The 25206-nt window shown below is 43.8% G+C and carries 21 protein-coding genes and 1 pseudogene; 4 read left to right on the forward strand and 18 right to left on the reverse strand.

What is annotated here, in order from left to right; translation table 11 throughout:
• Window positions 1-4: 4 nt before the first annotated feature.
• The 4 genes from G590_RS0109370 to G590_RS0109385 form a co-directional block, all read right to left on the reverse strand.
• Window positions 5-1666 carry a bifunctional metallophosphatase/5'-nucleotidase gene (locus G590_RS0109370; RefSeq protein ID WP_026494055.1) on the reverse strand — a complete coding sequence of 554 codons (1662 nt, stop codon included), beginning with the start codon at window positions 1664-1666 and terminating at the stop codon, window positions 5-7.
• Window positions 1667-1813: 147 nt separating this feature from the next.
• Window positions 1814-2662: a PHP domain-containing protein gene (locus tag G590_RS0109375; RefSeq protein WP_022765408.1), complete on the reverse strand. Its 849-nt coding sequence runs from the start codon at window positions 2660-2662 to the stop codon at window positions 1814-1816.
• A gap of 87 nt (window positions 2663-2749) precedes the next feature.
• Window positions 2750-5590 carry a pyruvate, phosphate dikinase gene (gene ppdK / locus G590_RS0109380; protein WP_022765409.1) on the reverse strand — a complete coding sequence of 947 codons (2841 nt, stop codon included), beginning with the start codon at window positions 5588-5590 and terminating at the stop codon, window positions 2750-2752.
• A 93-nt stretch (window positions 5591-5683) separates the two neighbouring features.
• Entirely contained in the window at window positions 5684-6586 is a 903-nt protein-coding gene (locus G590_RS0109385; protein WP_022765410.1) for a glycerophosphodiester phosphodiesterase family protein, read from the reverse strand.
• Window positions 6587-6769: 183 nt separating this feature from the next.
• On the opposite strand from G590_RS0109385, the gene G590_RS0109390 reads away from it, so the two are divergent.
• Window positions 6770-8080 (forward strand): MFS transporter, encoded by a 1311-nt coding sequence (locus tag G590_RS0109390; protein ID WP_022765411.1) that lies wholly within the window; start codon window positions 6770-6772, stop codon window positions 8078-8080.
• Window positions 8081-8145: 65 nt separating this feature from the next.
• Here G590_RS0109390 and G590_RS0109395 read toward each other — a convergent pair whose 3' ends face one another.
• The 10 genes from G590_RS0109395 to pheA form a co-directional block, all read right to left on the reverse strand.
• The gene (locus tag G590_RS0109395; protein ID WP_022765412.1) at window positions 8146-9021 is read right to left on the reverse strand and encodes a phosphoribosylaminoimidazolesuccinocarboxamide synthase; all 876 of its coding nucleotides are present in this window, start codon (window positions 9019-9021) and stop codon (window positions 8146-8148) included.
• Window positions 9022-9072: 51 nt separating this feature from the next.
• Complete coding sequence (locus G590_RS0109400) at window positions 9073-10713, reverse strand: ABC-F family ATP-binding cassette domain-containing protein (protein ID WP_022765413.1); 1641 nt, start codon at window positions 10711-10713, stop codon at window positions 9073-9075.
• 59 nt (window positions 10714-10772) lie between these two features.
• Window positions 10773-12152 (reverse strand): EAL domain-containing protein, encoded by a 1380-nt coding sequence (locus tag G590_RS0109405; protein WP_196802479.1) that lies wholly within the window; start codon window positions 12150-12152, stop codon window positions 10773-10775.
• Between the two features lie 626 nt (window positions 12153-12778).
• A complete protein-coding gene (gene thrH / locus G590_RS0109410; protein WP_022765415.1) occupies window positions 12779-13378 on the reverse strand; it encodes a bifunctional phosphoserine phosphatase/homoserine phosphotransferase ThrH in 600 nt (199 codons plus the stop codon).
• Between the two features lie 78 nt (window positions 13379-13456).
• A complete protein-coding gene (locus G590_RS0109415) occupies window positions 13457-14272 on the reverse strand; it encodes a Cof-type HAD-IIB family hydrolase (protein WP_022765416.1) in 816 nt (271 codons plus the stop codon).
• 1 nt (window position 14273) lies between these two features.
• The gene (locus G590_RS0109420) at window positions 14274-14528 is read right to left on the reverse strand and encodes a hypothetical protein (RefSeq protein ID WP_022765417.1); all 255 of its coding nucleotides are present in this window, start codon (window positions 14526-14528) and stop codon (window positions 14274-14276) included.
• 18 nt (window positions 14529-14546) lie between these two features.
• Window positions 14547-15131 (reverse strand): Maf family protein, encoded by a 585-nt coding sequence (locus G590_RS0109425; RefSeq protein ID WP_022765418.1) that lies wholly within the window; start codon window positions 15129-15131, stop codon window positions 14547-14549.
• Between the two features lie 25 nt (window positions 15132-15156).
• Complete coding sequence (locus G590_RS0109430; protein ID WP_022765419.1) at window positions 15157-17310, reverse strand: RNA degradosome polyphosphate kinase; 2154 nt, start codon at window positions 17308-17310, stop codon at window positions 15157-15159.
• A gap of 10 nt (window positions 17311-17320) precedes the next feature.
• The gene (locus G590_RS0109435) at window positions 17321-18868 is read right to left on the reverse strand and encodes a Ppx/GppA phosphatase family protein (RefSeq protein WP_022765420.1); all 1548 of its coding nucleotides are present in this window, start codon (window positions 18866-18868) and stop codon (window positions 17321-17323) included.
• A gap of 22 nt (window positions 18869-18890) precedes the next feature.
• A complete protein-coding gene (pheA, locus tag G590_RS0109440) occupies window positions 18891-20018 on the reverse strand; it encodes a prephenate dehydratase (protein ID WP_022765421.1) in 1128 nt (375 codons plus the stop codon).
• 112 nt (window positions 20019-20130) lie between these two features.
• Here pheA and G590_RS0109445 point away from each other — a divergent pair, with 112 nt between their 5' ends.
• The 3 genes from G590_RS0109445 (at window position 20131) to G590_RS0109455 (ending at window position 22596) form a co-directional block, all read left to right on the forward strand.
• Window positions 20131-21144 (forward strand): DUF5050 domain-containing protein, encoded by a 1014-nt coding sequence (locus G590_RS0109445; protein ID WP_022765422.1) that lies wholly within the window; start codon window positions 20131-20133, stop codon window positions 21142-21144.
• A 70-nt stretch (window positions 21145-21214) separates the two neighbouring features.
• A complete protein-coding gene (pyrB, locus tag G590_RS0109450) occupies window positions 21215-22135 on the forward strand; it encodes an aspartate carbamoyltransferase (RefSeq protein ID WP_022765423.1) in 921 nt (306 codons plus the stop codon).
• A gap of 17 nt (window positions 22136-22152) precedes the next feature.
• Entirely contained in the window at window positions 22153-22596 is a 444-nt protein-coding gene (locus G590_RS0109455) for an aspartate carbamoyltransferase regulatory subunit (protein ID WP_022765424.1), read from the forward strand.
• Window positions 22597-22662: 66 nt separating this feature from the next.
• Here G590_RS0109455 and G590_RS21325 read toward each other — a convergent pair whose 3' ends face one another.
• From G590_RS21325 to amrS, 4 genes and pseudogenes are all read right to left on the reverse strand, one after another.
• Window positions 22663-22833, reverse strand: coding sequence for a hypothetical protein (locus tag G590_RS21325; RefSeq protein WP_022765425.1), 171 nt, complete (start codon window positions 22831-22833; stop codon window positions 22663-22665).
• A 129-nt stretch (window positions 22834-22962) separates the two neighbouring features.
• The gene (locus G590_RS0109465; protein ID WP_022765426.1) at window positions 22963-23526 is read right to left on the reverse strand and encodes a CAP domain-containing protein; all 564 of its coding nucleotides are present in this window, start codon (window positions 23524-23526) and stop codon (window positions 22963-22965) included.
• 206 nt (window positions 23527-23732) lie between these two features.
• Window positions 23733-24287 (reverse strand): annotated as a pseudogene (locus G590_RS19020) (FKBP-type peptidyl-prolyl cis-trans isomerase); the annotation flags it as partial.
• 72 nt (window positions 24288-24359) lie between these two features.
• The gene (amrS, locus tag G590_RS0109475) at window positions 24360-25205 is read right to left on the reverse strand and encodes an AmmeMemoRadiSam system radical SAM enzyme (protein ID WP_022765428.1); all 846 of its coding nucleotides are present in this window, start codon (window positions 25203-25205) and stop codon (window positions 24360-24362) included.
• Window position 25206: the final 1 nt, after the last annotated feature.

The raw sequence follows: 25206 nt of genomic DNA on the forward strand, positions 1-25206 counted from the left end.
CAGATTATTTAATTGTCTGATCTCCGCGAGGAGCAGCATATTTGCTTCCGATTGTGCCGTGGAGTTCATTAACCACGTAGTCAATAAGAGCCTCGTCAAGAGGAATACCTGTATCAAACTGAGCTGATGCGGCAGAGAATGCATAGTATGTATCACCGCCTGCTGCGCAGAAGTTATTGGTTACAACTGCGTATGTATCAGTCCTGGAGAAAGGCTGACCATTAATGCTGTCAATTGTTACTCTGTTGATGCTTGCAGGTTTGTAGTATGTTGAATTCGGATATGCAGCACCCTTAGCAAAGCTCTTCTTTGTATCAAGTGTAAACTTGATGCCGGATGTCTGAGGATATCCGCCGATTGCATCAGGTGTGCAGTATGTGGATGCCTCAAGAGCCTCAAGAAGCTCATCGCCTGTTACATAAACAACTGCTACTGTGTTTCCGAAAGGAAGAACAGTATTAACATCATTCTTGGTAACATCACCGGCTTTTATTGCAGCTCTGATACCACCACCGTTTGTAATAGCTACAACATGTGAAGGATCAACCGATACTGAACCGCTGTTCTTAAGAACTGTCCAGAGCATAGCATCTGTAATAAGATCACCAAGGTTTGTCTCCTCAGTTCTGTTTCCGGGAGCCTTCTCGCCGTTAAGTGCTACTTCACTCTTTGCAAATGTTACTCCGTATTCCTTGTCTACTCTCTTGATGATTGCTGTTGTAACAGCATCGGTAACAACATCTTTCTCAAGCCCGTCAAGGCTAAGCAGATAGCTGTCCTCAAAGCTCTTGGTTGCATTATCAAGTACAACCACACCGATTGTCTGAATCTTGGTTCCTGTTGAAGTAACAGGTGGAAGCTTCTTCTCAGCTGTCATAACAGTATGTGAATGTCCATCGATCATAAGATCAATGCCCTTTGTCTTGGCATAAAGATCAACACTTCTGTGTCCGTCAGGAGCTGACTCATCATCTACACCAAGGTGTGAAAGGCAGATAACAAGATCGGCGCCCTGTCCCTTAAGCTCATCAACCTGAGCCTGAGCACATGTGTAGAGCTCACCCTTTGAAAGGAACTTAAGTCCCTGGATAAGAGCAGGATTTGTCTTGGTCTGAGTCTCAGGTGTCTCCATTCCGAAGAAACCGATCTTCATTCCGGACTTTGTTGTGTACATTGTGTTTGCGGGAACGATTGTATTTCCGTTGGCATCAAGAACATCTGCGCAGATAACCTTGAACTTAGCTACTGCAAGGTTTCCGCGAAGCTGTGCATATCCATAGTCAAACTCGTGATTTCCCAGTGTCGCGATATCATATCCGGCTGCATTCATTGATGTGATAGCATCAAGTCCCTTTGTGGTACTAACATAAGGAGTACCCTGACTGAAATCACCGGCGTCAACGAGGATAACTTCAGCTCCCCTTCTCACAAAATTATCCCTTACAGAAGCGATATAAGCATAGCGTCCAATGGCACCATGAACATCGTTTGAGTGAAGAATGATTGTCTTGCCTGAAAGATCAGCAGGAACATCAGCGATCGTCTTAATATCCTGCGCTATGTTTACAGCAGCGTAAGATGTCAAGGCAGTTACATTGGCTGTAAGAACCAGAGCCAATGCAAGTAAAACAGATACCGCACATTTTAATACTCTTTGTCTTTTCATTAACCACTTTCCTCCTAAAGAAATTTTAGACTACATTCAATATTATATAATTCCTGACAGACAATTTAAACTGTTATCTGATATAATTAAACCAGTTACAATTGTGCATATTTACTACAAAAATTCAAGGTAGTGACTTTTATGTCACTACCTTGCTTTTTTTATTGGTATGAGCAGATCTTCCGGCAAAAACAGTTTTCCCATTCCGGTGCCGAGATCTATCTTGGGTTTGTTGGCACCATGAAAATCTGATCCTCCGCTAATCAGAAGTCCATATTTTTCCGCCAGCTCTTTTATCTGGCGTTCCTCTGAGGGACTGTAGGTTGAATATATCGCTTCTATTCCCTTAAGGCCCGCATCTTTAAGCCTTGCCACCATTGCATCCAGCTTTCTGTCACTTAAGTGATACAGTATCGGATGAGCAAGCACAGGCACTCCTTTTGCTTCCAACACATAAGAAATAGCTTCTTCGGGAGAAATCTTCTCTCTTTCTACGTAGTATGGGCAATTATCTCCGATGTATTTATCAAATACTTCGTTCCTGCTCCTGGCATATCCCCTGTCCACCATGAATTTGGCATAGTGTGCCCTTGTGAGCACAGCTCCGGGAAAAGAGCCTGTAAGCTCCTCATAGGATATTGGTATTCCGGCCTCTTCCGAGAGTTTCTTGCACATCTTCTTGTTCCTGACTGTGCGCGAATCTATAAACTGTCCAAGTTTGGCTTTAAAGCCCTCATTGTGATGATCGATATAAAGCCCCACGATATGGACATCCTTGCCCTCCTCCACAGTAGAAAACTCAATTCCGGGGATAAGCTCCATATCCGGATAGTTTTCTTTTACATAGGATGACGCTTCATCAAGTCCGTCAACTGTATCATGATCGGTCAGTGCTATCGCTGCCAGATTCTTTTCATGGGCATAGTCCATAAGCTCTTTTACCGAATAAGTGCCGTCTGAACAGTTTGAGTGTGTATGTAAGTCTATTCCCCTCATGCTTAATCCTCCAACATCCCTATTCTATCATAAAAAAGAGAACCACCCGTAATCGGATGGTTCCCTTAAAGATCATTTAATGATCAATTATTTGTTTCTTGTCTCTTTGTAAGCCTTGATAGCAGCGTCAACGCCTGCCTTAAGACCCTCAAGGCCAGCCTTAGCAACATCAGCTGACTGCTCAGCGAGCTCCTTAGCGATCTCCTCAGCCTTCTTAGCAGCCTCTTCAAGCTTAGCCTTTGTCTCATCGTCTACGAAAGACTTTGAGTCGCACTTGTCGCACTTCTTCTCAGCCTTCTCAGCGATAGCAGCCTGTGCAGCAGCAAGTCTAGCAACAGGAACACGGAAAGGTGAGCATGATACATAATCAAGTCCGATCTTGTGGCAGAACTCAACTGATGAAGGATCTCCACCGTGCTCTCCACAGATACCAACGTGAAGTGAAGGATTTACAGGCTTACCGAGCTTGAGTGACATCTCCATAAGCTTACCAACACCTGTCTGGTCAAGCTTAGCAAATGGATCGTTCTCAAAGATCTTTGTGTCATAGTAAGCATTGAGGAACTTACCGGCATCATCACGTGAGAAACCGAATGTCATCTGTGTAAGGTCGTTTGTACCGAAGCAGAAGAAGTCAGCTTCCTTAGCGATCTCATCAGCTGTAAGAGCAGCTCTTGGAATCTCGATCATTGTACCAACTTCATACTCGAGCTTAGCACCAGCAGCAGCGATCTCAGCATCAGCTGTCTCTACTACTACCTTCTTAACGTACTTGAGCTCCTTAACTTCACATACAAGAGGGATCATGATCTCAGGCTTAACGTTCCAGTCTGAGTGAGCCTTCTGTACTTCAAGAGCAGCGCGGATAACAGCCTTTGTCTGCATCTTAGCGATCTCAGGATATGTAACTGCAAGACGGCATCCTCTGTGACCCATCATAGGGTTGAACTCGTGAAGAGAATTGATGATAGCCTTGATCTCGTCTACGCTCTTGCCCTTAGCATCAGCAAGCTTCTTGATCTCGTCCTCAGTTGTAGGAACGAACTCGTGAAGAGGTGGATCAAGGAATCTGATTGTAACAGGGCATCCCTCAAGAGCCTCATAGAGCTGCTTGAAGTCGTTCTGCTGATAAGGAAGAATCTTCTCAAGAGCAGCTTCTCTCTCTTCTACTGTATCTGAGCAGATCATCTCACGGAAAGCAGCGATTCTGTCTTCCTCGAAGAACATGTGCTCTGTACGGCAAAGACCGATACCCTCAGCACCAAGCTCTCTAGCCTTCTTAGCATCAGCAGGTGTATCAGCGTTTGTACGAACCTTAAGTCTTCTGAACTCATCAGCCCATGCCATGATACGTCCGAACTCGCCGGCGATCTTAGCATCAACTGTTGCGATCTGACCATCGTAAATGTTACCTGTTGTACCGTCGATTGAGATGAAGTCTCCCTCGTGGAACTCTTTGCCGGCAAGAGTGAACTTCTTGTTCTCCTCATCCATGTTGATGTCGCCACAACCTGATACGCAGCACTCACCCATACCACGAGCAACAACGGCAGCATGTGATGTCATACCACCACGAACTGTAAGGATACCCTGAGCAGCCTTCATACCTGTGATATCCTCAGGTGAAGTCTCAAGACGAACAAGAACAACCTTCTCGCCTCTCTCAGCCCAAGCTACAGCATCATCAGCTGTGAATACAACCTTACCGCAAGCAGCTCCGGGTGATGCACCAAGACCCTTTCCGATAGGTGTTGCAGCCTTAAGAGCAGCAGCATCAAACTGAGGGTGAAGAAGTGTATCAAGGTTACGAGGATCGATCATAGCAACTGCCTCTTCAGGAGTCTTGTGTCCCTCGTCAACCAGGTCGCAAGCGATCTTAAGAGCAGCAGGAGCTGTTCTCTTACCGTTACGGCACTGAAGCATGTAAAGCTTCTTGTTCTCTACTGTGAACTCCATATCCTGCATATCATGGTAGTGATTCTCAAGAGTCTCACAAACCTTGATGAACTCTGCATAAGCCTCAGGGAATTCCTGCTCCATCTGAGCGATTGGCATAGGTGTACGAACACCTGCAACTACGTCCTCACCCTGAGCGTTGATAAGGAACTCACCCATAAGCTTGTTCTCACCAGTAGCAGGGTCACGTGTGAATGCAACACCTGTACCTGACTCATTGTTAAGGTTACCGAATACCATAGGCATTACGTTAACAGCTGTTCCCCATGAGTAAGGGATATCGTTATCACGACGATATACGTTAGCACGAGGGTTATCCCATGAACGGAATACAGCCTCGATAGCAAGCTTAAGCTGCTCTACAGGATCTGAAGGGAAGTCCTTGCCAAGCTGGTTCTTGTACTCAGCCTTGAACTGCTCAGCCAGCTCCTTAAGATCTGCTGCTGTAAGGTCAACGTCGAACTTAACACCCTTCTTCTCTTTCATCTGGTCGATAAGCTGCTCGAAGTACTTCTTACCAACCTCCATAACTACGTCAGAGAACATCTGGATGAAACGACGATATGAATCATATACGAAACGCTCAAAAGCAGGATCAGGATTGCCCTTGATCATAGCTGCTACAACTTCATCGTTAAGACCAAGGTTAAGGATTGTATCCATCATACCGGGCATAGAAGCACGAGCACCTGAACGAACAGAAACAAGGAGAGGATTCTGAAGATCACCAAACTTCTTGCCGTTGATCTCCTCCATCTTCTTAACGCCTTCCATAGCCTGAGCCATGATCTCGTCGTTGATCTTACGACCATCCTCATAATACTGTGTACAAGCCTCAGTTGTGATTGTGAAGCCCTGTGGAACAGGAAGACCGATGCTTGTCATCTCAGCAAGGTTAGCACCCTTACCACCGAGAAGGTTACGCATTGTCATGTCACCTTCGCTAAACATATAAACCCACTTGTTTGCCATGTTTTTACCTTTCTTACCGGAATACAGTCCGGTAACCTTTCATATATACATTTTTTATAACTACTGTGCGAGTATTACACAGGAATTACCTTATTAAATTGCTTTATTGCCATCTCTTGGAATAAAGCTGTCAAAGATATAAATATCAAAGTCCTCTTTTGCCGCATCAAGCTGCTCCTGGTCCTTGATGGTCCATGCGGCAGTAACGCATCTGTAAAGACGTCTGCATATCTGCATTGAAAGACTCTTTGAATACTTGCGGTTAAACGCAATAAAGTCCGGTTTAGCCAAAAAGTTGAAAAACAGATTGGTGAGTATAAAATACAGTGCTCCCTTGAATTCCTCAGGTTTATCTCTGTGGAACTGGTCCGAAAGCTGACCCCTGAATATTTCGGGGCGGTGTCTTCTGTACCAGATTATCCCCAACGGATTAAATGATTCGATACAATAAACACCCTTGTAGCTCCTAAGAAGCGCATCTACCTTGGGACAGACAGATAAATCTCCAAGCTCTATCTTAAGCTCAATGATAAGCGGAACTCTTCCGTCAACAAGCTTAAGAAAATCTTCAAACCTTGGGATTCTCTCATCAGAGTTCAAAATATGAAACTTCTGAAGTTCCTCAAAGGTATAATCGATAACCTTACCGGCTACACCTACGCTGCCGTCCTCGTTTCTGACTGCATTCTCCGGAATCTCACCCTCGGGGTATCTCGCAACCCTTGCCAGTGTAAAATCATGGAAAATAACCGGAACACCGTCCTTCGTCAGCTGAACATCGCACTCAATGCCATAGCCTGACATAACGGCCTTTTCAAAGGCGGCCATTGTGTTCTCCGGCGCATCTGAACTGTTATCATGAAGTCCCCTGTGAGCATACAGGACTTTCAGGTATGGTTCCCTATCCGGCCTTCCTGTCATTCTCGGCATTATAATAAGTAAGTAAAGAACTGCCAGAATCAACAGAACTACGCATATAACCTTGACTGTAACCATTAAAACACTTCCTGAAATTGATAAATTTATAACTTGTCCGCCAACTATTGTACATTGCTTTTTTTGTTTTCGCAAGAAATATAGTAATTATATTGCAAAAAAATCTGTGAAGTGATTGTAAAAAGTTTGTTTTTCAACTATCCTAATCTCATATCCTATATAAAATAAGGGGGTTTGGGGGAAATGAAACTTAATTACAAGAGAACTATTCTAATCGGACTGGCATTTTTGTCCATCACTGCCTTCTGGCAATTCTATGACAATGAAATTCCAAAGATACTCAAATACAACTTTGGCCTGGGAGAAACCCTTACCGGAGTGATAATGGCCCTTGATAATGTTCTGGCGCTGTTCCTGCTCCCGTTTTTCGGAGCTCTCTCCGACAAAACAGATACCAGACTTGGAAAAAGAACTCCTTATATATTGTTCGGAACCATCTCCGCAATGATACTTTACTTTATTCTTATCCAGATAGCCAAGCCATCCGGAAGCCTTATCTTCTTTATTATAGTGCTTCTGCTTTTGCTCATAGCGATGGGAACCTACAGATCACCTGCTGTATCACTTATGCCTGATCTTACACCGGCTCCGCTTCGAAGTTCTGCCAACGCCATAATCAATCTCATGGGTGCGCTGGGAGGCGCTTTCACTCTGGTGCTTACCATGATTTTCATTGACAGTAATACTGCAGCCGCAGACGTCAACTACACTCCTATCATGTGTGGTGTGCTGGCCATCATGGGTATTGCAGTCCTCGTACTGTTCCTTACGATAAAAGAGCCTGTGATAGCCAAGAAGATTCAGGAAGAAGGCGGCCTTCATTCCCTGGGCGAGGAACTGGAAGAAGACTCAGAAAATGAAGCCGGCAAAGGCAAAGCTCTTCCAAAGGACGTATTTAAGAGTCTTGTATTCCTGTTATTATCTGTAGCATTCTGGTACATGGCCTACAACGCCGTTACCACCGCTTACACAAGATATGTCAGCGAAGTATGGCACTTAAACGGAGACGGATACGCAATGACTATGATGATTGCCATGGTAGCTGCCATCATAAGCTACGTTCCCGTAGGTATTGTTTCAAGTAAGGTAGGCCGTAAGAAAGTCATTCTCTTTGGAGTAATTCTCATGAGTGTATGCTATCTGGTAGCAGCCCTTATGCCTGTTTACAACGGAATCGTCAATGTATTTTTTGCGATCATCGGTATCGGATGGGCAGCCATCAACGTAAACTCCTATCCTATGGTAGTTGAGATGAGCAAATCAGGAGACATCGGCAAGTACACAGGAACCTATTACACCTTCTCAATGGCAGCACAGGTATTTACACCTATCCTCTCAGGTTTCCTTCTTGAACACGTATCCTACAGGACACTGTTCCCATACGCTTTTGTTTTCTCGACCCTGGCATTCTTCACAATGCTCATGGTAAAGCACGGAGACTCAAAGCCTGAAGCTAAAAAGAATGTTCTTGAACACTTTGATGTGGATGATTAAATAACGACAAAAATAAACCGCCCGGATCCGTAATGGTCCGGGCGGTTTTTTTATTCAGAATCTGTTCAGATCTCAAGTTCTTTGCCTGTGAGGAGTCTGTATGCCTCAAGGTACTTGTCTATGGTCTTGTCGATGACATCCTGAGGAAGGTTGTAGTCGCACTCAGGGTTAGCCTTCAAGTAGTTACGAACGAACTGCTTATCGAAGGATGGCTGGTCGTGTCCGGGCTCATACCCTTCAACAGGCCAGAAACGTGAGCTGTCAGGTGTAAGCATCTCATCACCGATAACCACTTCTCCGTTTTCATCAAGGCCGAACTCAAACTTGGTATCAGCAATGATGATTCCCTTTGTAAGAGCGTACTCTGCGCACTTTTTGTAAAGAGCTATTGTGTAATCCCTGATCTTGGTAGCATACTCAAGACCATGTCCCGGGAAGTCTCTCTCAAGAACTTCTACGCTGCGATCAAAGTCGATGTTCTCATCGTGATCACCAATTTCAGCCTTGGTGCTTGGTGTGTAGATTGGTTCAGGAATCTTGTCGCACTCCTTAAGTCCCTCAGGGAGCTTGATTCCGCAAACTGTTCCGTCCTGAACATAGCTCTTCCAGCCTGAACCTGTTATATATCCTCTTACGATGCACTCTATAGGAAGCATTGTCAGCTTTTTACAGAGCATACTGTTACCTGTAAACTGTGGCGCTCTGAAATACTCAGGCATATCTGCCGTATCTGTACTGATCATGTGATTCTTGACAATGTCTTTTGTCAGATCGAACCAGAACTTGGACATCTGTGTAAGAACCGCGCCTTTCCTTGTGACCTTGTTCTTAAGGATCACGTCAAATGCTGAGATTCTGTCGGTAGCAACCATGATAAGGTTCTCCCCGATATCGTAGATCTCACGAACTTTTCCCTCTTTTACTGGACTGTACTGCTGCATAACTGCTCCTCCTATATAGATATTGACCTTTATATTTTCAAAGACTCTTTATCAGTCGTCTTCTTCCTCATCAGCCACAGTGTTATAAACTGTACGCTTTCTGGCCATCTCATCGTTTTCAAGGTACTCATCGTATGTGGATCTCTTATCCACAAGTGTTCCGTCAGGAAGGATCTCCATGATCCTGTTGGCTGTTGTCTGTACAACCTGGTGGTCTCTGCAGGCAAAAAGCTCAACTCCCGGGAACTTGATCATTCCGTCATTAAGTGCGGAGATTGACTCCATGTCAAGGTGGTTGGTAGGCTCATCGAAGATAAGACAGTTGGCACCGCTTATCATCATCTTGGAAAGCAGACATCTTACCTTCTCTCCTCCGGAAAGAACCTTAACCTTCTTAATACCATCCTCTCCGGCAAAAAGCATACGTCCAAGGAATCCTCTTACATAAGTAGAATCCTTGATCTCAGAATAGCCTGTGAGCCACTCTGTGATGTTGTAGTCATTGTCAAACTCCTTGGTATTATCCTTGGGGAAGTATGCCTGTGAAGTAGTTACGCCCCACTTGTAGGTTCCCTCATCCGGCTCAATCTCTCCCATGAGAATCTGGAAAAGAGTTGTCTTAGCAAGCTCATTACCGCCTACAAAAGCGATCTTGTCATCATGCTGAACAACGAATGAGATATTATCAAGAACCTTCTCTCCGTTAACGGTCTTGGAAATACCGTCAACAGTGAGGACTTCATTACCGATCTCACGATCAGGTCTGAAATCAATGTAAGGATACTTTCTGCTTGATGGCTTGATGGTATCAAGTTCGATCTTCTCAAGAGCTCTTTTTCTTGAAGTAGCCTGCTTGGACTTGGAAGCGTTAGCGGAGAATCTGGCAATGAACTCTTTAAGTTCCTTGATCTGTTCCTCTTTCTTCTTGTTGGCTTCCTTCATCTGACGGATCATGAGCTGTGAAGACTCATACCAGAAGTCATAGTTACCGGCATAGAGCTGGATCTTGCCATAGTCGATGTCGGCGATATATGTACATACTTTATTAAGGAAATATCTGTCGTGGGATACAACGATGACGATATTCTCATAATTGATGAGGAACTCCTCGAGCCATGCAATAGCATCCAGATCCAGATGGTTGGTAGGCTCGTCGAGAAGCAGAATATCGGGATTTCCGAAAAGAGCTCTCGCAAGAAGAACCTTGACCTTCTGATTACCGTCAAGCTCCTTCATGAGCTTGTAGTGATTCTCAGTCTCAATTCCGAGTCCGTTAAGAAGACTCTCTGCATCTGACTCAGCTTCCCATCCGTTCATCTCGGCAAACTCTGCCTCAAGCTCACTTGCTCTGATACCGTCTTCATCAGAGAAATCCTCTTTGGCATAGATTGCATCCTTCTCCTTCATTACTTCAAGAAGACGGGCATTTCCACCCATGACCGTATCAAGAACCACGTTATCGTCGTACTTAAAGTGATCCTGTTCGAGGAAAGAAAGACGCTCTCCGGGAGTTATAGCTATATCTCCGTTCGTGGTCTCTATCTGTCCTGACAGGATCTTAAGAAATGTAGATTTACCTGCTCCGTTGGCACCTATTATGCCGTAGCAGTTACCTTCTGTGAATTTGATGTTTACATCTTCAAAAAGAGCCTTTTTGCCGACTCTCAGGGTTACATTATTAGCACTAATCATTTCATAACCTCATATAATAAAACTATTCCTTGCAACAGTTCGTATTATATGGGATTGCCTTACAAATTGCAACTGCTGTATTTCTTAACAAATTCATCCATAGGCAAAGGTTTTGAATACAGATACCCCTGAAGGTAGTCACAGCCAAGCTCAGTTACTATCTTTGCCATATTCTCATCTTCTATTCCTTCACATGTGGTCTTAAAGCCCATACGCTTAAAAGTCGATATCATAGTCGGAAGTATCTCATCCGGAGCTTTACAGTAATCCCATACCACGCTCATATCAATCTTGATATCAACAAACGGATAATGTTTTATTCTTTTGATATTTGATGAACCGGTGCCATAATCGTCAAGAGCAAATTTAAAGCCCTTTTCACGCATTGCATGAACCTGCCTGTTCATAAAGCTCTCATCAGCCAATGAAACCTCAGTAATCTCAAGATGCATCATTCCGGGATCAATACCATGTTTTTCAACTATCGAAGCATATCTGTCTGCAAGGTCTCTCTTAACAAACTGAATAGGTGACAGGTTTACGCTTATCCACTTCATTCCCATGGCTGCTATATCATTTTCTTTAGCAAATAAACATGCCTTATCAAATATCTGTTCTCCAAGAGTATTGATCTTGCCGTTGGCTTCAGCCATCGGTATAAAAGCTATAGGAGGAATGATATTCCCCTCAGCATCCCTTATTCTTGCCAGAGCCTCTGCCCCTACAAGCTTTCCGCTCTTTGCTTCTATGAAAGGCTGCAGGAACACTTCAACCTGATTGTGTTCAACCGCATTCTCAAGAGCTCTTTTGATCGATGCCTTATCTACATAGTCATTGAGCTCTTTATCTGAAACAAAAGCAATTTCTCCGGTAAACTCCCCGTCTGCCTTATCCACCGCTGACATAAGCGTACTTAAAAGATAATCAGATGAAGCAACATCGTTCCTGACATATGCACTTGTAAAAGTTACTCCGAGATACAGCTCCAGATTATCAGCCGTCCATGCATGTTTGAATCTCTCCTTGATGACAGCTGCAGCGCCATTTTCATCAAATTCCGGATCTGCCATAAGGAAGAACGTTCCGTTTCTGTAATAAAAAATCTCACATTCGGGAAATGTTCTGTAAAGATACTGGCTTATAAGAGTAATACCTCTGTCAATCTGTCGACCGCCATATATATCTCTCATCTCCATATAATTATGTATGGACACACCCAGTATTTTATGGTTTAGTCTGCCGTTATTTTCTTCAAAGTAATCCCTGAAAGCATCCGCGTTAAACACCTTGCTTCGTGATTCCAGATAAAATTCCGGATTTCCGAATGCAAGATACACAGTAAATATCGCCATAAGACAGAAGCTGTCCATTAAAAGATATGAAGGAAATGCTTTTCTGAATATAATACCCGCAACAAGAACAGCCTGATAAAGCATCATACTGTAAAAATACCTTCTCCGTATAATATATCTGTACCTTAGGGTAACGTAGACTGAACATACCAGATAAAAATATGTTACATAGTACAAAAGAAAATAGAACGGACCGTTATGATACTGACCGCCATCCAGATTATAGATAAGCCCGGTCCATGGACTTATAAACGTAAATACAAAAGCAACGGAAAATGGTATGCAAAGAATAGCTAAATATAATTTGCTGTCAGAATAATTGCGTTTAAACACAATCGAAGTGAATTCAAAAAAAGCAAGTGTTCTAAGGAAAAAGGATGCAAAATAGCAGACATTCAAAAGATGAGCTACTGATAAGCTCACCTGCGAAAGATTACTGTCTGCCCAGCTTGATACTATATCAAAGAATAATACCGCGCTCTCCAGCCACAAGATATATATAAAAATCCTGTTGATCCTGAGAGAAAGCCTGGGCAGCGAAAAATAAAACAACAAGATAATAAACAGTATGAACAGACTATGTATTGCGTAGCCGTAATTCCACATACGGTTCCTCAAGCTTTCCTTACTGCTCGTCAATAGTTATTTTAATTTTATCCAAATCTTAACGTTATTACAATGCAATTAGTATTAAGACTTTATAAAGTGCATTTTTATAAATCTTTTTTGATAGCTGCAAGAAGATCTCCATACTCCTCAAAAGCCTGAAGATGCGGATAATCAGCTTTTATCTTATCAGTAGTCCTGAATAAATATCCACTCTTGGAAGCTTCAATCATCGCAAGATCGTTGTAGCTGTCTCCACTGGCAATAGTATCATAACCAATTGACTGAAGTGCCTTGACTGTTGTGAGCTTGGAGTTTTCTATTCTCATCTTAAAGCCTGTGATCTCGCCGCTTTCTGCGACCTCAAGACTGTTGCAGAAAATTGTGGGCCATCCCAGCTTCTCCATGAGAGGAGTTGCAAACTGAGTAAAGGTATCACTTATGATGATAACCTGTGTAAGGCTTCTGAGTTCATCCAAAAACTCTTTTGCTCCGGGTAGCGGATCAATTGTCCTTATGGTATCCTGGATCTCTTTAAGTCCGAGACCATGCTCCTTGAGGATTCCGATACGCCACTTCATAAGCTTGTCATAATCGGGTTCATCCCTTGTGGTCCTCTTAAGTTCCGGTATTCCGCTGGCCTGGGAAAAAGCAATCCATATCTCCGGTACAAGTACTCCTTCAAGATCAAGACAAACTATGTTCATGGTAAAATCCCCTTTTCTTCTGTTTTTTTACAAATCCCGTTTAGTTTAACACATTAAAGTGGCGAAGGCAACGATAAATTATTCTTCCATCGCTCTCAGGATAAATTCGGCAAGTCCGTCATGATCATTGTCAAACCTCGTTATGACATCCGCAGACTCTTTTACCATATCGGTACCGTTTATCATGGCAATGCCGCATCCGGCAGCTTCTATCATTGAAATATCATTCTGCTCATCCCCGGCAGCGTAGGTGTTCTTCTCGTCAACCCCAAGAATTGCGGCAAGTCTTTTGACCGCACTGCCCTTACCCGCTTCGGATGGAAAAATCTCCATGTAGTTGGGATTCGAATATAAAAGAGTAAGCCTGTCACCCACCATATCCTGCAGAGCTTTCTTAAATCTCTCCTGTTTCTCCCTGTCATAGAGCTCTATTGCTATCATCTTGGAAGGCGGCTGCTTAAGATACTCCAGCACATTGTCCGTAACGATAAGCGGAGTCTTGATTACTCTTCTGTAATACTTCATACACTCATTATCATGCCTAGAAACAATATGGTCCTCATTGTAAGTGTGACAGTGCATATCATATTCTTCTGCAAGATCAAGGATACTGTCAACAAGCTCCAGGGGAACTCCTGTCTTATAAACATACTTCCGCTCATCTACGCTGTAGATCTCGGTGCCATTAGAGCCGCATAAAAAGCTTCCCTTGAAATCAAGACCCAGTCCATCGTAAACTGCCTTGGCACTGTCGATGGCCCTTCCCGTATTTATGCAAAAATAATGCCCTGAATCAGTGAATCTCTTCAGGGCATTCAAAGTATTCGGTGTTATCTTTTTTTCTGAATTGAGAAGCGTCCCATCCAGATCAAAAAAGAAAATCTTTTTGTTCATTTTATCCCTCTACTATTAAGTATCTTCCGTCTCCGATGTCGAACACCTCGTCCGCATCAAGAACATTGCCACCCTCGGTGTCAACGCCGGATTCCTCGAAGTATTCTTCTACTTCTTCCACTCCGTCCACAACTACAGCCATGCAGTCTTCAAGAAAAGCTTCAGCTTCTTCCTCGTTGGATGCAACATCCTCAGGAAACAGCTGCCCCTGATTTTCAAGAAAACATCTGATTACAGCTTCATCATACTCATGCATAACTTTTCCTCCATAACCCTACAATAATTCTTGTTCTTTGAGTTCTTTATAAAGCCTTGCTACGGGAAGTCCCATAACATTATAATAGTCGCCCTTGATACCTGTTATAAACCTTGCAAAGAGTCCCTGTATTCCGTAGGCTCCGGCCTTGTCATCACATTCGCCGCTGGAAACATACCAGTCTATCTCATCAGAAGACATCTCAGCCACTTCAACATCAGTACACTCTGAAAAGGTAATGCTCCTTGGCTCTCCGCCACTTATCCAGAAAATGCTGACACCGGTATATACGCTGTGTACCTTACCTGACAGCATTTGCACCATTGACGCAGCATCACTTCTGTCTGAAGGTTTACCAAGTATCTTATGATTATATGATACAACGGTGTCTGCGCCGATTACAACAAGTCCTTCCTCTTCATTCGTAAAAGTTTTGTTAAATATTTCAGAAGCCTTCTGAAATGACAGTTCCTCTACGATATCAGAGGGAAGCTGCCTGGTCATAACTTCCTCCGAAACTGCCGGGATTATCTCAAATTCCGGTATGATCTTGCCCAGAAGCTCTTTTCTTCTGGGCGAACCGGAAGCCAATATATATCGCATTGCTCTTAATTCCCCTATCTGATTATTATGCCTTAGGATTCATCTCCGGTATAAAAACTCTGCTGCTGCCCGGATCCTGCTTAAGCACTGCATCCACAGCCTCATCTCCAAATACCATCTGTGAGTTCACTCTCTCTGCGTCCTTAGGGAGCTTGCCTGAAATCTTTTCATATTCTCCCTTACTGTTCATGATGTGAGCCTTCTCTGTATCCTTGAGCTCCACATCAAGAATATGCCAGAGCTTCTCCCTAAGAGATGCATCCTCAACAGGGAAAAGAATCTCAACCCTTCGCTCCAGGTTTCTGGGCATCCAGTCAGCACTTGAAGCATACATCTCAGGACTTCCGCCGTTCTCGAAATAGAATATCCTGCTGTGTTCAAGGAAGTTTCCGACAATGGATCTGACAGTGATATTCTCACTGACACCCTCTACACCTGCGCGCAGACAGCAGATACCTCTGACAATAAGATCCACCTTGACGCCGACACTGCTGGCTCTGTAGAGCTCGGCTATGACATCCTTGTGACAGATGGCGTTCATCTTGGCAACAATCCTTGCTCTCTCTCCCCTTCTGGCGTGTTCTTCTTCTCTCTTTATAAGATCTATTATCCTGTCCTTGAGCCACAGAGGCGCAATCGCAAGCTTATTCCATCCAAGAGGCTCACTGTAACCTGAGAGCATGTTGAATACAGCGGTAGCATCCTCACCAAATGCCGGAGCACAGGTAAAGAGACCTACATCGGTGTATTGCTTGGCTGTGGAATCGTTGTAGTTACCTGTTCCCAGATGAACATATCTCTTTATTCCATCCTCTTCACGCCTTACAACCAGAGTGATCTTACAGTGGGTCTTAAGTCCGACAAGACCGTAGATTACATGACATCCGGCTTTTTCAAGCATCTTGGCCCAGACGATGTTATTCTCCTCATCAAATCTTGCCTTAAGCTCAACCAGAACCGTTACCTGCTTGCCGTTATCGGCCGCCTTGGCAAGGGCTGCGATAATAGGCGAATTACCACTGACTCTGTAAAGTGTCTGCTTAATAGCAAGAACATCAGGGTCAACAGCCGCCGTCTCAACAAACTTCACCACATTCTCAAAAGTCTGGTAAGGGTGATGCATTAAGATATCGCCCTCGGAAATCACATCAAATATGTTCTTGCCTCCCTCAAATTCGGGAACGCTCTGAGGCGGATAATAGCTGTGCTCCTTGAGATCGTCAAATCCCTCAAGCTTATACATCTTCATCAGGAATGTCAGATCGATAGGGCCTTCAATGCTGTAAACTTCATTATCTTCAACTTCAAGCTCGGAAGTTATCTTTTTAAGAAGCTTTTTGTCTATTCCCTTCTCAACCTCAAGTCTGATGGCCTGTCCCCACTGACGACGCTTGATCTGCTTCTCGATCTCTTTTAAAAGATCTTCCGCCTCGTCCTCATCAATTGAAAGATCGGCATTTCTTCCCACTCTGTACGCCGAGCAGGTCAGAACATCATAATTCAAAAAGAGCTTGTGCATATTCCTGAGGATTATTTTCTCAAGAAGTATTACCTTTCTGAGTCCTTCCCCCTCATCCCTTGCAGGGATCTCAAGAATCCTCGGAAGAACATCAGGAACCTGAACGGTGGCAAAATCCACCTCATCGCTGTCCTCCTTTTTCTTGAGAAGAGCCGCAATGTTCAGAGACTTATTCCTGATAAGCGGGAATGGCCTTGATGAATCAACCGCCATCGGAGTCAGTACCGGATACACATACTCATCAAAGTATCTGTCCACATACTCAAGATCCCTTTCCGAAAGGTCCAGACCATCCGAAACCTCAAGTCCTTTTTCCAGTAAAAGAGGTACCAGCTGGCCATTGTATATTTCATATTGCTTATCTACAAATTTATGAACCGCATCCAGAACCTTTTCAAGCTGTTCACCGGCAGTCATACCTGCAATATCAAGCTTTTTGTAGCCTGCGTTTATCATGTCTTTCAGCGAAGCCACCCTGACCATAAAGAATTCGTCTAGGTTGCTGGCAGATATACTGAGAAATTTAAGCCTCTCAAAGAGTGGATTGGATATATCCTCAGCCTCCGAAAGAACTCTTGAATTGAACTGGAGCCAGCTCAGCTCACGGTTTATATACAGTTTTGGATTTTCAAAATCTATGGTTGATCTGTCTTTTGCCATTTGCTGTTCCTCACATCATTTTCTTTTGCTTGATAACAGGCTTTATGCCAAATACTTCTTCAAAGAAAGCTGCTCTGTTGGTAAAGAGTCCCTTTTCCAAAGTAATATCTGCTCCGGTATCGATGTTGATTATTAGCTGCTTGTCCTTGACAGTGACCTTGACGTCCTTGAACTTCTGTTTGTGAGTCCTGTCAAGGCCGTTTGCTACTCTAAGGATTGCGGTGAGCTTGGCAACTATCAGGTATTCCTCCTGGGAAAGCCCCTCCAGATATGGACTCTTGCTTCCGTAGTGATCAAACTCTTCATGGTTGTATCTGACAACATTGGCCACAATAGTCCTCTCTTTGTGTGAAAGACCTATGATCTCGGTGGACATGATGATGTTATAGGAGCAGTCACCGAGATTCACCATGCTTATATACTTGCCACAGTCGTGAAGCATGGTCGCCACCTGCAACAAAAGTCGCTCTCTTCTGGAAAGTCCGTGGATCTTCTTGGTGTTGTCAAATATCTCTACAGCTATCTTCTGCAGAGTCTCGCGCCTTGATTTACTTCCCATGTATCTCTTGGAAATATTCTGTGCACAGGAAATTATATCGTGTTCGAAATCGTGAGGTGATTTGATAAAGTTCTTTTTTTCAGCGTACTCATATGCTATTCCGTCGCAAAGAGTAACACCGGGGGCCCACAGATTCTCTGCATTTGTGATATCCATGATGCACTTGATCAGGATAGAGGACACATACAAAAGCGGAATGTTCTCCTCGGGGATGTCGAGCCTCTTAGCCACCTGCCTTGCGTTGATATCTGTGGCATTTTCAAGGAACCGGCTGTACTCCTTGTTCGAAGCGTAACCCACAAGTTTGCCTTCACTTCTGAACCTTCTGAGTATTGGTGAGACATAGTCATCAATGATAATAAGGTTCTCAACTCTTCTGTCCTTTAAATACATCTTGGAAAAGACAGCCAGCTGTGTATTTACAAGCTCGGAGATAAGCTCTGAGTATTCTCTTCTTGTGGCATGTACCGTCTGCATGATGGCATAGAGCCTAAGGACACCTGTTTTCAGGTTCTGGGTTGCAATGAGCGCATCCTTCTCAAACAGCGATATCTGAATACTTCCGCCGCCTATATCGATGATAGCGGTAGGCTTCTTGATTACCTCCTGGAACTGCTCGTTCTTAAGGGCGATAGATTTGTAATCAAGAAATCTCTGCTCGGAGTTACTTAGAACATCAATCTGCAAATGTGTTCTCTGCCTTATGAGTTCCTGCAGGATCACAATGTCCTTAGTCTCTCTGATGGCGCTGGTACCGTAAGCCTTGTAGTGTGTTGCGCCATACTCCTTCATTTTCTGCCTGAATTCCGACAGTATTCTGATAAGTTCATCTACATGGCTGCTGCTGATTGTTCCCTTGGCATAGGTCTCCGTTCCCAGATCCATGCGGTGTCTGACATGATCAAGCTCTTTTACCCCGTACTTGTGATCCAGTTCAAAAATCTTCATCGCCATTTCATATGAGCCAACATCTATTGCTGCAAAAACTTCACCGGTCATATTCGCTCCTTAAAAAACCTCTTTAGTAGTTTCCAAGAATCTTCATCATTTTGGCTTCTTCTCTGAGTCCTCTCAAGGCGTTCTTGACTGCGCTATCCTCAAGATTACCGTCAAAGTCAATAAAAAATCTGTACTCCCAGTTCCTGTCCTCGATAGGCCTTGACTCTATCTTGGTCATGTTAAGACCGTTATAGATAAAATGAGACATAATATGGTATAACGATCCTGCCTCATGAGGAATCTCAAGACACAGGCTTATCTTGCCGGCCCCCTTTAGGAATACCTTCTGGTTTGTTACCACTATAAATCTTGTTGAATTGGACTCCGCCTGGTTTATAGCTTCCTGTATGATCTCAAGGCCATAGACTTCACCGGCTCTTCTGCTTGCTATCGCCGCCTGAGTCTTGTCTTTATCATCAGAAACCTTCCTGGCTGCGAAGGCATTGTTCTTCATACTTATCTGCTTGATGTCGGAGTGCTCAGCAAGAAATCTTGCTGACTGCATCAGTGACTGGGGATGCGAGTACACTGTTGTTATATCCTCGAGCCTTGCTCCCGGAACTCCGAGAAGGCAGTGCTTTATGTCTATTATCTGCTCTCCCACAATGTAGTTCTCATACTCTGTAAGCAGGTCATAAACCTCACTCACTATGCCTGCTGTGGAATTCTCAATAGGAAGAACCGCGTAGTCTGCGCTTCCGTCTTCCAAAGCTCCGAAGGCATCTCTGAAGCTGTCTACATGAAAACAGTTAACATCCTTGCCGAAAAATCTTATGGTAGCTTCCTCGGAATAAGCTCCTTCCGCTCCCTGGTAGCACACTCTTTTTGCCGATCCCATAAGCGAATCTATCGGAATAAACGGAAGTCGAAGCGATGCCCCCTGCTCCGAGAGTTTCTGATACTGGAGCTTTCTCGACATTGACATTATCTGGGAAAAGAGCTCTTCAATACCGATACTGTTGAAATCAGAATGGGTAAGCCCCTTAACTGTCTTTATCTTCTCCAGTTCTCTCTCCCTGTCGTAAACTTTTTTGCCGTTTGCTATCTTGTAATCTGCTATTGCTGAAGAGACTTCCATCCTCTTTTCATATAATTCGACTAAAGATGAATCAATCTCATCTATCTGTTTTCTAAGGTCCTTTAAGTCCAACCGCCTGCTCCTCCGTGTTTACTAAACATAATTATACATGATTAATGATATACAAATTACGACTTGATAGCAAGAAGACACAAGAGATATAATAAAGAGCGGAGGTAAAAGCATGAACAAGAAATTTGCACTGTTTTTCATATTGATGCTTCTGATTATATCCGGTGCTCTTACTCTCTATTTTATTGATAAACACGTTCCCATGAGTCCCACCGATTCCGGTAATATTCCAGGTAACATGCAAAACGGCGGTCTGTTTTTTGAAATGGACGGCAAGGTTTATTTTTCAAATGCATATGATGACGGATGTCTTTACTCCATGAATGTTGATGAGACAAGTCCCAAACGCCTCACAAGCATGGGTACCAAATACATCAGCGGAGCCAATGGATATCTTTATTTCTATATGGATTCCACCAGTAAGTCTTCCAAAGTAACAGGCCTTGGAGCAGCTTCCAAACAGTACGGAATCTATCGTTGCAAGACTTCAGGCCGCGATCAGGTTTGTCTTGTCAGAGACTTCTGCGGAGAGACACAGCTCTGCGGAGAATATCTCTATTATCAGATCAAGGATGCCAACGGCGGAACTCTTCATAAGATCAAGTGCAACAAAAAAGACAATACCAAGGTGGCTGATGAGCTTATTTCTCCCATGTGCTACGACAACGGTATTATCTATTACACAGGCGTAACCAATGATCATGATATTCACGCACTCCTCACAAGGGACGGCGATGTTTCAACCACTGTGGTAAACGGCTATTATTTCTTCCCCGTAGTTCAGGACGGGTATCTTTATTATCTCAACGGCCCTGCCAATTTCAGCTTATGGAGAACCAATCTCACCACCGGTGAACAGCAGCTTGTTACTTCAGACAGATGTGACTGCTTCACAATGGACAGGAATCACATCTACTATTCCTATTCAAATGCCATGAATCCATCTCTTCGCAGATGTGATCTCGACGGCAGCAATAAAGTTGTTTTATTCGAAGGCGTTGTCAACAGCATTAACGTGACAAGCCGTTATATCTATTTCAAGCAGTTTGGCAACGATGAAGTTTACTTTCACATTCCTGTAGATCTGTCGGCTCCGGCGTCGACGTTTACAGTCATAACGGATTAATGGACAAGGCGCGTATTCTCTTTTTCAGGATACGCGCTTACATTAAATATAAAAATAATAGGGAGAGAGTATGAAAGAATTAAGACACATGATGAATCCTCTGGACTTTTCAGTAGAGGAGCTGGAAGAACTTTTTGACCTGGCGGGAGAAATCGAAAAGGACATGGACAGTTTTGCCCACAAATGTGACGGCAAGATCCTGGCCACATGCTTCTATGAGCCAAGTACCAGAACAAGGCTTTCTTTTGAGACCGCAATGCTGCGCCTTGGTGGCAAGACACTGGGCTTTGCGGATGCTTCAAATTCTTCGGCAGCCAAAGGTGAAAGCGTAGCCGATACAATAAGGGTAATCTCCTGCTTTGCAGATATATGCGCCATGAGACATCCCAAAGAAGGTGCGCCGATGGTTGCTGCAACCAAGTCCCGTATTCCTGTGATAAACGCAGGTGACGGCGGACATCAGCATCCGACTCAGACACTTACCGATCTTCTCACCATAAGATCTCTATATGGTAAGCTTGGAAACTTCACCATCGGTCTTTGCGGAGATCTTAAGTTCGGCAGAACCGTTCACTCACTTATAAACGCCCTCAGCAGATACGAGGGAATCCGCTTTATCTTCATTTCACCCAAAGAACTGAGGGTTCCGGATTACATCACCGAGATGCTGACCCAGAAGAACATCCCATACGAAGAAGTAATAAAGCTTGAAGATGTTATGCCTCAGCTTGACTTCCTCTACATGACAAGAGTTCAGAAGGAACGTTTCTTCAACGAGGAAGACTACATCAGATTGAAGGATTTCTACATCCTGAATAAAGAGAAAATGGCCAAGGCAAAAGAGAATATGTATATCCTCCACCCTCTCCCAAGGGTAAACGAGATATCCGTTGAAATAGATGACGACCCGAGAGCTGCATACTTCAAACAGGTTCAATACGGTCTCTACGTCAGAATGGCACTTATACTCACACTTCTCAATATCAAATAAATCCGGAGGAATAAACAATGCTTAATATAGGAAAAATAGAGGAAGGCTTTGTTCTTGACCACATACAGGCAGGCAAGAGCATGCAGATATACAGACATCTCGGTCTTGATAAACTGGATTCAACAGTTGCCATCATCAAGAACGCCAAGAGCCAGGCAATGGGCAAAAAAGACATCTTAAAGATTGAATGCGACATAAATTCACTGGATCTCGATGTCCTGGCATTCATCGACCACAACATCACTGTCAACGTAATCAAGGACGGTGAGATCATCGAAAAGAGATCCCTTGTTCTTCCAAAAGAGATCACCGGGGTTATCAGATGCCACAACCCAAGATGCATCTCTTCCATTGAGCAGGAGCTTCCGCAGATCTTCTATCTTGCAGATGAGGAAAGAGAAATATACCGCTGTAAATACTGCGATGAAAAATACTCTGAGAGCACAATAGATAAACTTTGATGATGTAACGCAAAAAAGCGCCGGCTTCGGAATTCCAAAGCCGGCGCTTTTTAACTCTTTCTTTATTTACTTGATGTAGCCGTTCTGTCTGTTATAGATGTCCTCACGGTTTTTCTCACGACGCTTCTCTTCTCCCCTTAGCATCTCCTGCATGTAAGGATTGTCGTTGGAACCTGAAACAGACAGAGGTCTTGTCTCATTGTTGATGTAAATGTCCTTTGATGATTTTCCAAACATAGTAACACCTCCCCAGGTATTATATAGTCACTTATATTATATCACATTCGGATATTAAGACGAGTCAAAGTCAAAAAAAGCACAGCCCCCTTGCGAGCAAGGGCTGTGCTTTTTTAACTTTTACTCGTCTTAATATCCAAATTCCTGTGCCCAGTACCAGCTGCCGTCGCCTGTCTGGCAAATAGCGATACCAACTGTCTTGTATCCGCCATCCATAATGTTAGCAGCGTGAGTAGGTGAATTCATCCAAGCAGTATAAACAGCATCAGCTGACTGATAAAGCTTAGCAAGATTCTCACCGTACTGACAACTTGAATCTACTGTCCAGAACTCTGAACCATTAGGTCTTGTATGAGAGAATGATGTTGTGATCTCATTAGCACGAACCTGAGCAGCATTTGTAAGTGCCTGGCTCCATGCAAGCTCTGAAAGACCTCTTGCAACTCTCTGCTGATTCATGATGTTAAATACAGCTGTGCATGCATCAAGGGCAGCCTGTGATGAAGCAGCTGATCCGGCAAGGGCAATAGCCTCATCATCAATCCAGATCTCGCCGACACCTTCGTCTAAACCTCTGACAGCAGCCTGATCATCGACAATCGCATCATTCGTTGCACCGCATGCAAGAAGTGTGAATGTCAGAACAGCAGTCATTGCCATAGCAAGGATTCTTCTAAAATTTAACTTCCTCATAATCTTCACTCCTACACAATCATAATCATAACGTGAACATAATTGTCTATATTCTTAACTAAATACTAACCTACCCGGAAATGTCATTCAACACTAAAAACCATAAAATTTCTCGAAAATAAATATTAATTTCACCTGAAAACATGCGGATTTGAAACTTTATTTTAAATCCCCGGATAAGTGTATAGGAGCAAACAAATCATACATCAGACAACTTCTACAAGTTCGATTTTAAAGTTGAGCTCTTTGCCCGCCATCTCGTGGTTTGCATCAAATGTGATCTGTGAATCGTCCTTGGCTGTTACCTTAACGGGTATCGGTCTTCCGTAAATATCCTGAAGATATACCTTCTGATCAACACTAAGGTCTTCAGATCCCGGAAGATCAGAGATGTTCATTGTTATGAATGCGTTTGGATCCACATCGCCGTAAGCTTCGCCTGGCTCCAAGTGAATATCGATGATATCTCCTACATTCATTGTTGCAACAGCCTTATCAAAGCCGTGGATCATCATTCCTGTTCCGCAGATGAACTCAAGAGGTTCTCCTCTGTCATAAGAAGAATCAAACTTGGTTCCGTCGTTGAAAGTTCCTGTATAGTGAGTTCTACAGGTCTTACCAATGTTCTGGCCCTCAAAATCAGGCTCATATGTGTGGCATCCGCCGCATCCACCGCAGCCGCCTTCAGATCCGCCGCAGCATCCGCCATCGCCGCATCCCTCTTCTGCTCCGCAGCAGCATGCTTCTGTATCTTCGTAATTGCTCATTATAATAATCCTCCAAATCAAATATTGGACTATTATATGATGATAGGGTACAAAAGTCAAAAAAACTCAACAATTCCCTGTAAATACATTATCAAGTTCTTTGGCTGCCACGCTTTTTAGCCTGTATATCAGATCTACATCCGTGGCCGGAGCATCCATTTTAAACCTTGGGAAATATCTGCTAAGATGCAGCGCCACCTTCTCTTTTCCCCTGCCGTTATCCAGGGAAGCTATCCACTTCGAGAGCTCTTTTATCTCATCCTCTGTGTCATTATAGCCCGGAACCACAAGGGTTGTGACTTCCACATGGCAGACCTCTGCAGCCATGCTAATAAAATCCATGACCAGCTTCCTGTCGCCACGAAGTACTTCCTGATAATATTTGTCAGTAAAGCCCTTTAAGTCGATATTCATGGCATCTATATGAGGTATTACCTGCTCGGCCACCTCTTTGGTCACACAGCCGTTGGATACAAGCACTGTCTTCATCCCGATTTCATGGACTGCCTTGGCAGCATCCACCACAAACTCATAGCCCACAAGCGGCTCATTGTAAGTAAAAGCCACGCCTATATTGCCCTCATCCCTGTATTCCAGTGCAATGTCAGCCAGTTCCTTCGGGGACATCTCCCGAAAGCCATAGGGATACTCTTTTCCGAAATCATAAGAAATCTCGTGGTTCTGGCAGAACGGGCAACGGAGGTTACAGCCGTAGCTTCCCACTGATATGATCTTCGATCCCGGGTAAAAGAGATTTAAAGGTTTTTTCTCTATCGGATCAAGAGCAATGGATGTGACATGGCCATAGTTTTTGGGAACCACCTTGCCATCGCGACAGATCCTGGCCTTGCAAAGCCCTTCCCGTCCTTCCTCCAGATCACAATGATTGTGGCAGACGTTACATTTTGGCATA

The sequence above is a fragment of the Butyrivibrio sp. XPD2006 genome, from assembly GCF_000420865.1.
Classification (GTDB): domain Bacteria; phylum Bacillota; class Clostridia; order Lachnospirales; family Lachnospiraceae; genus Butyrivibrio.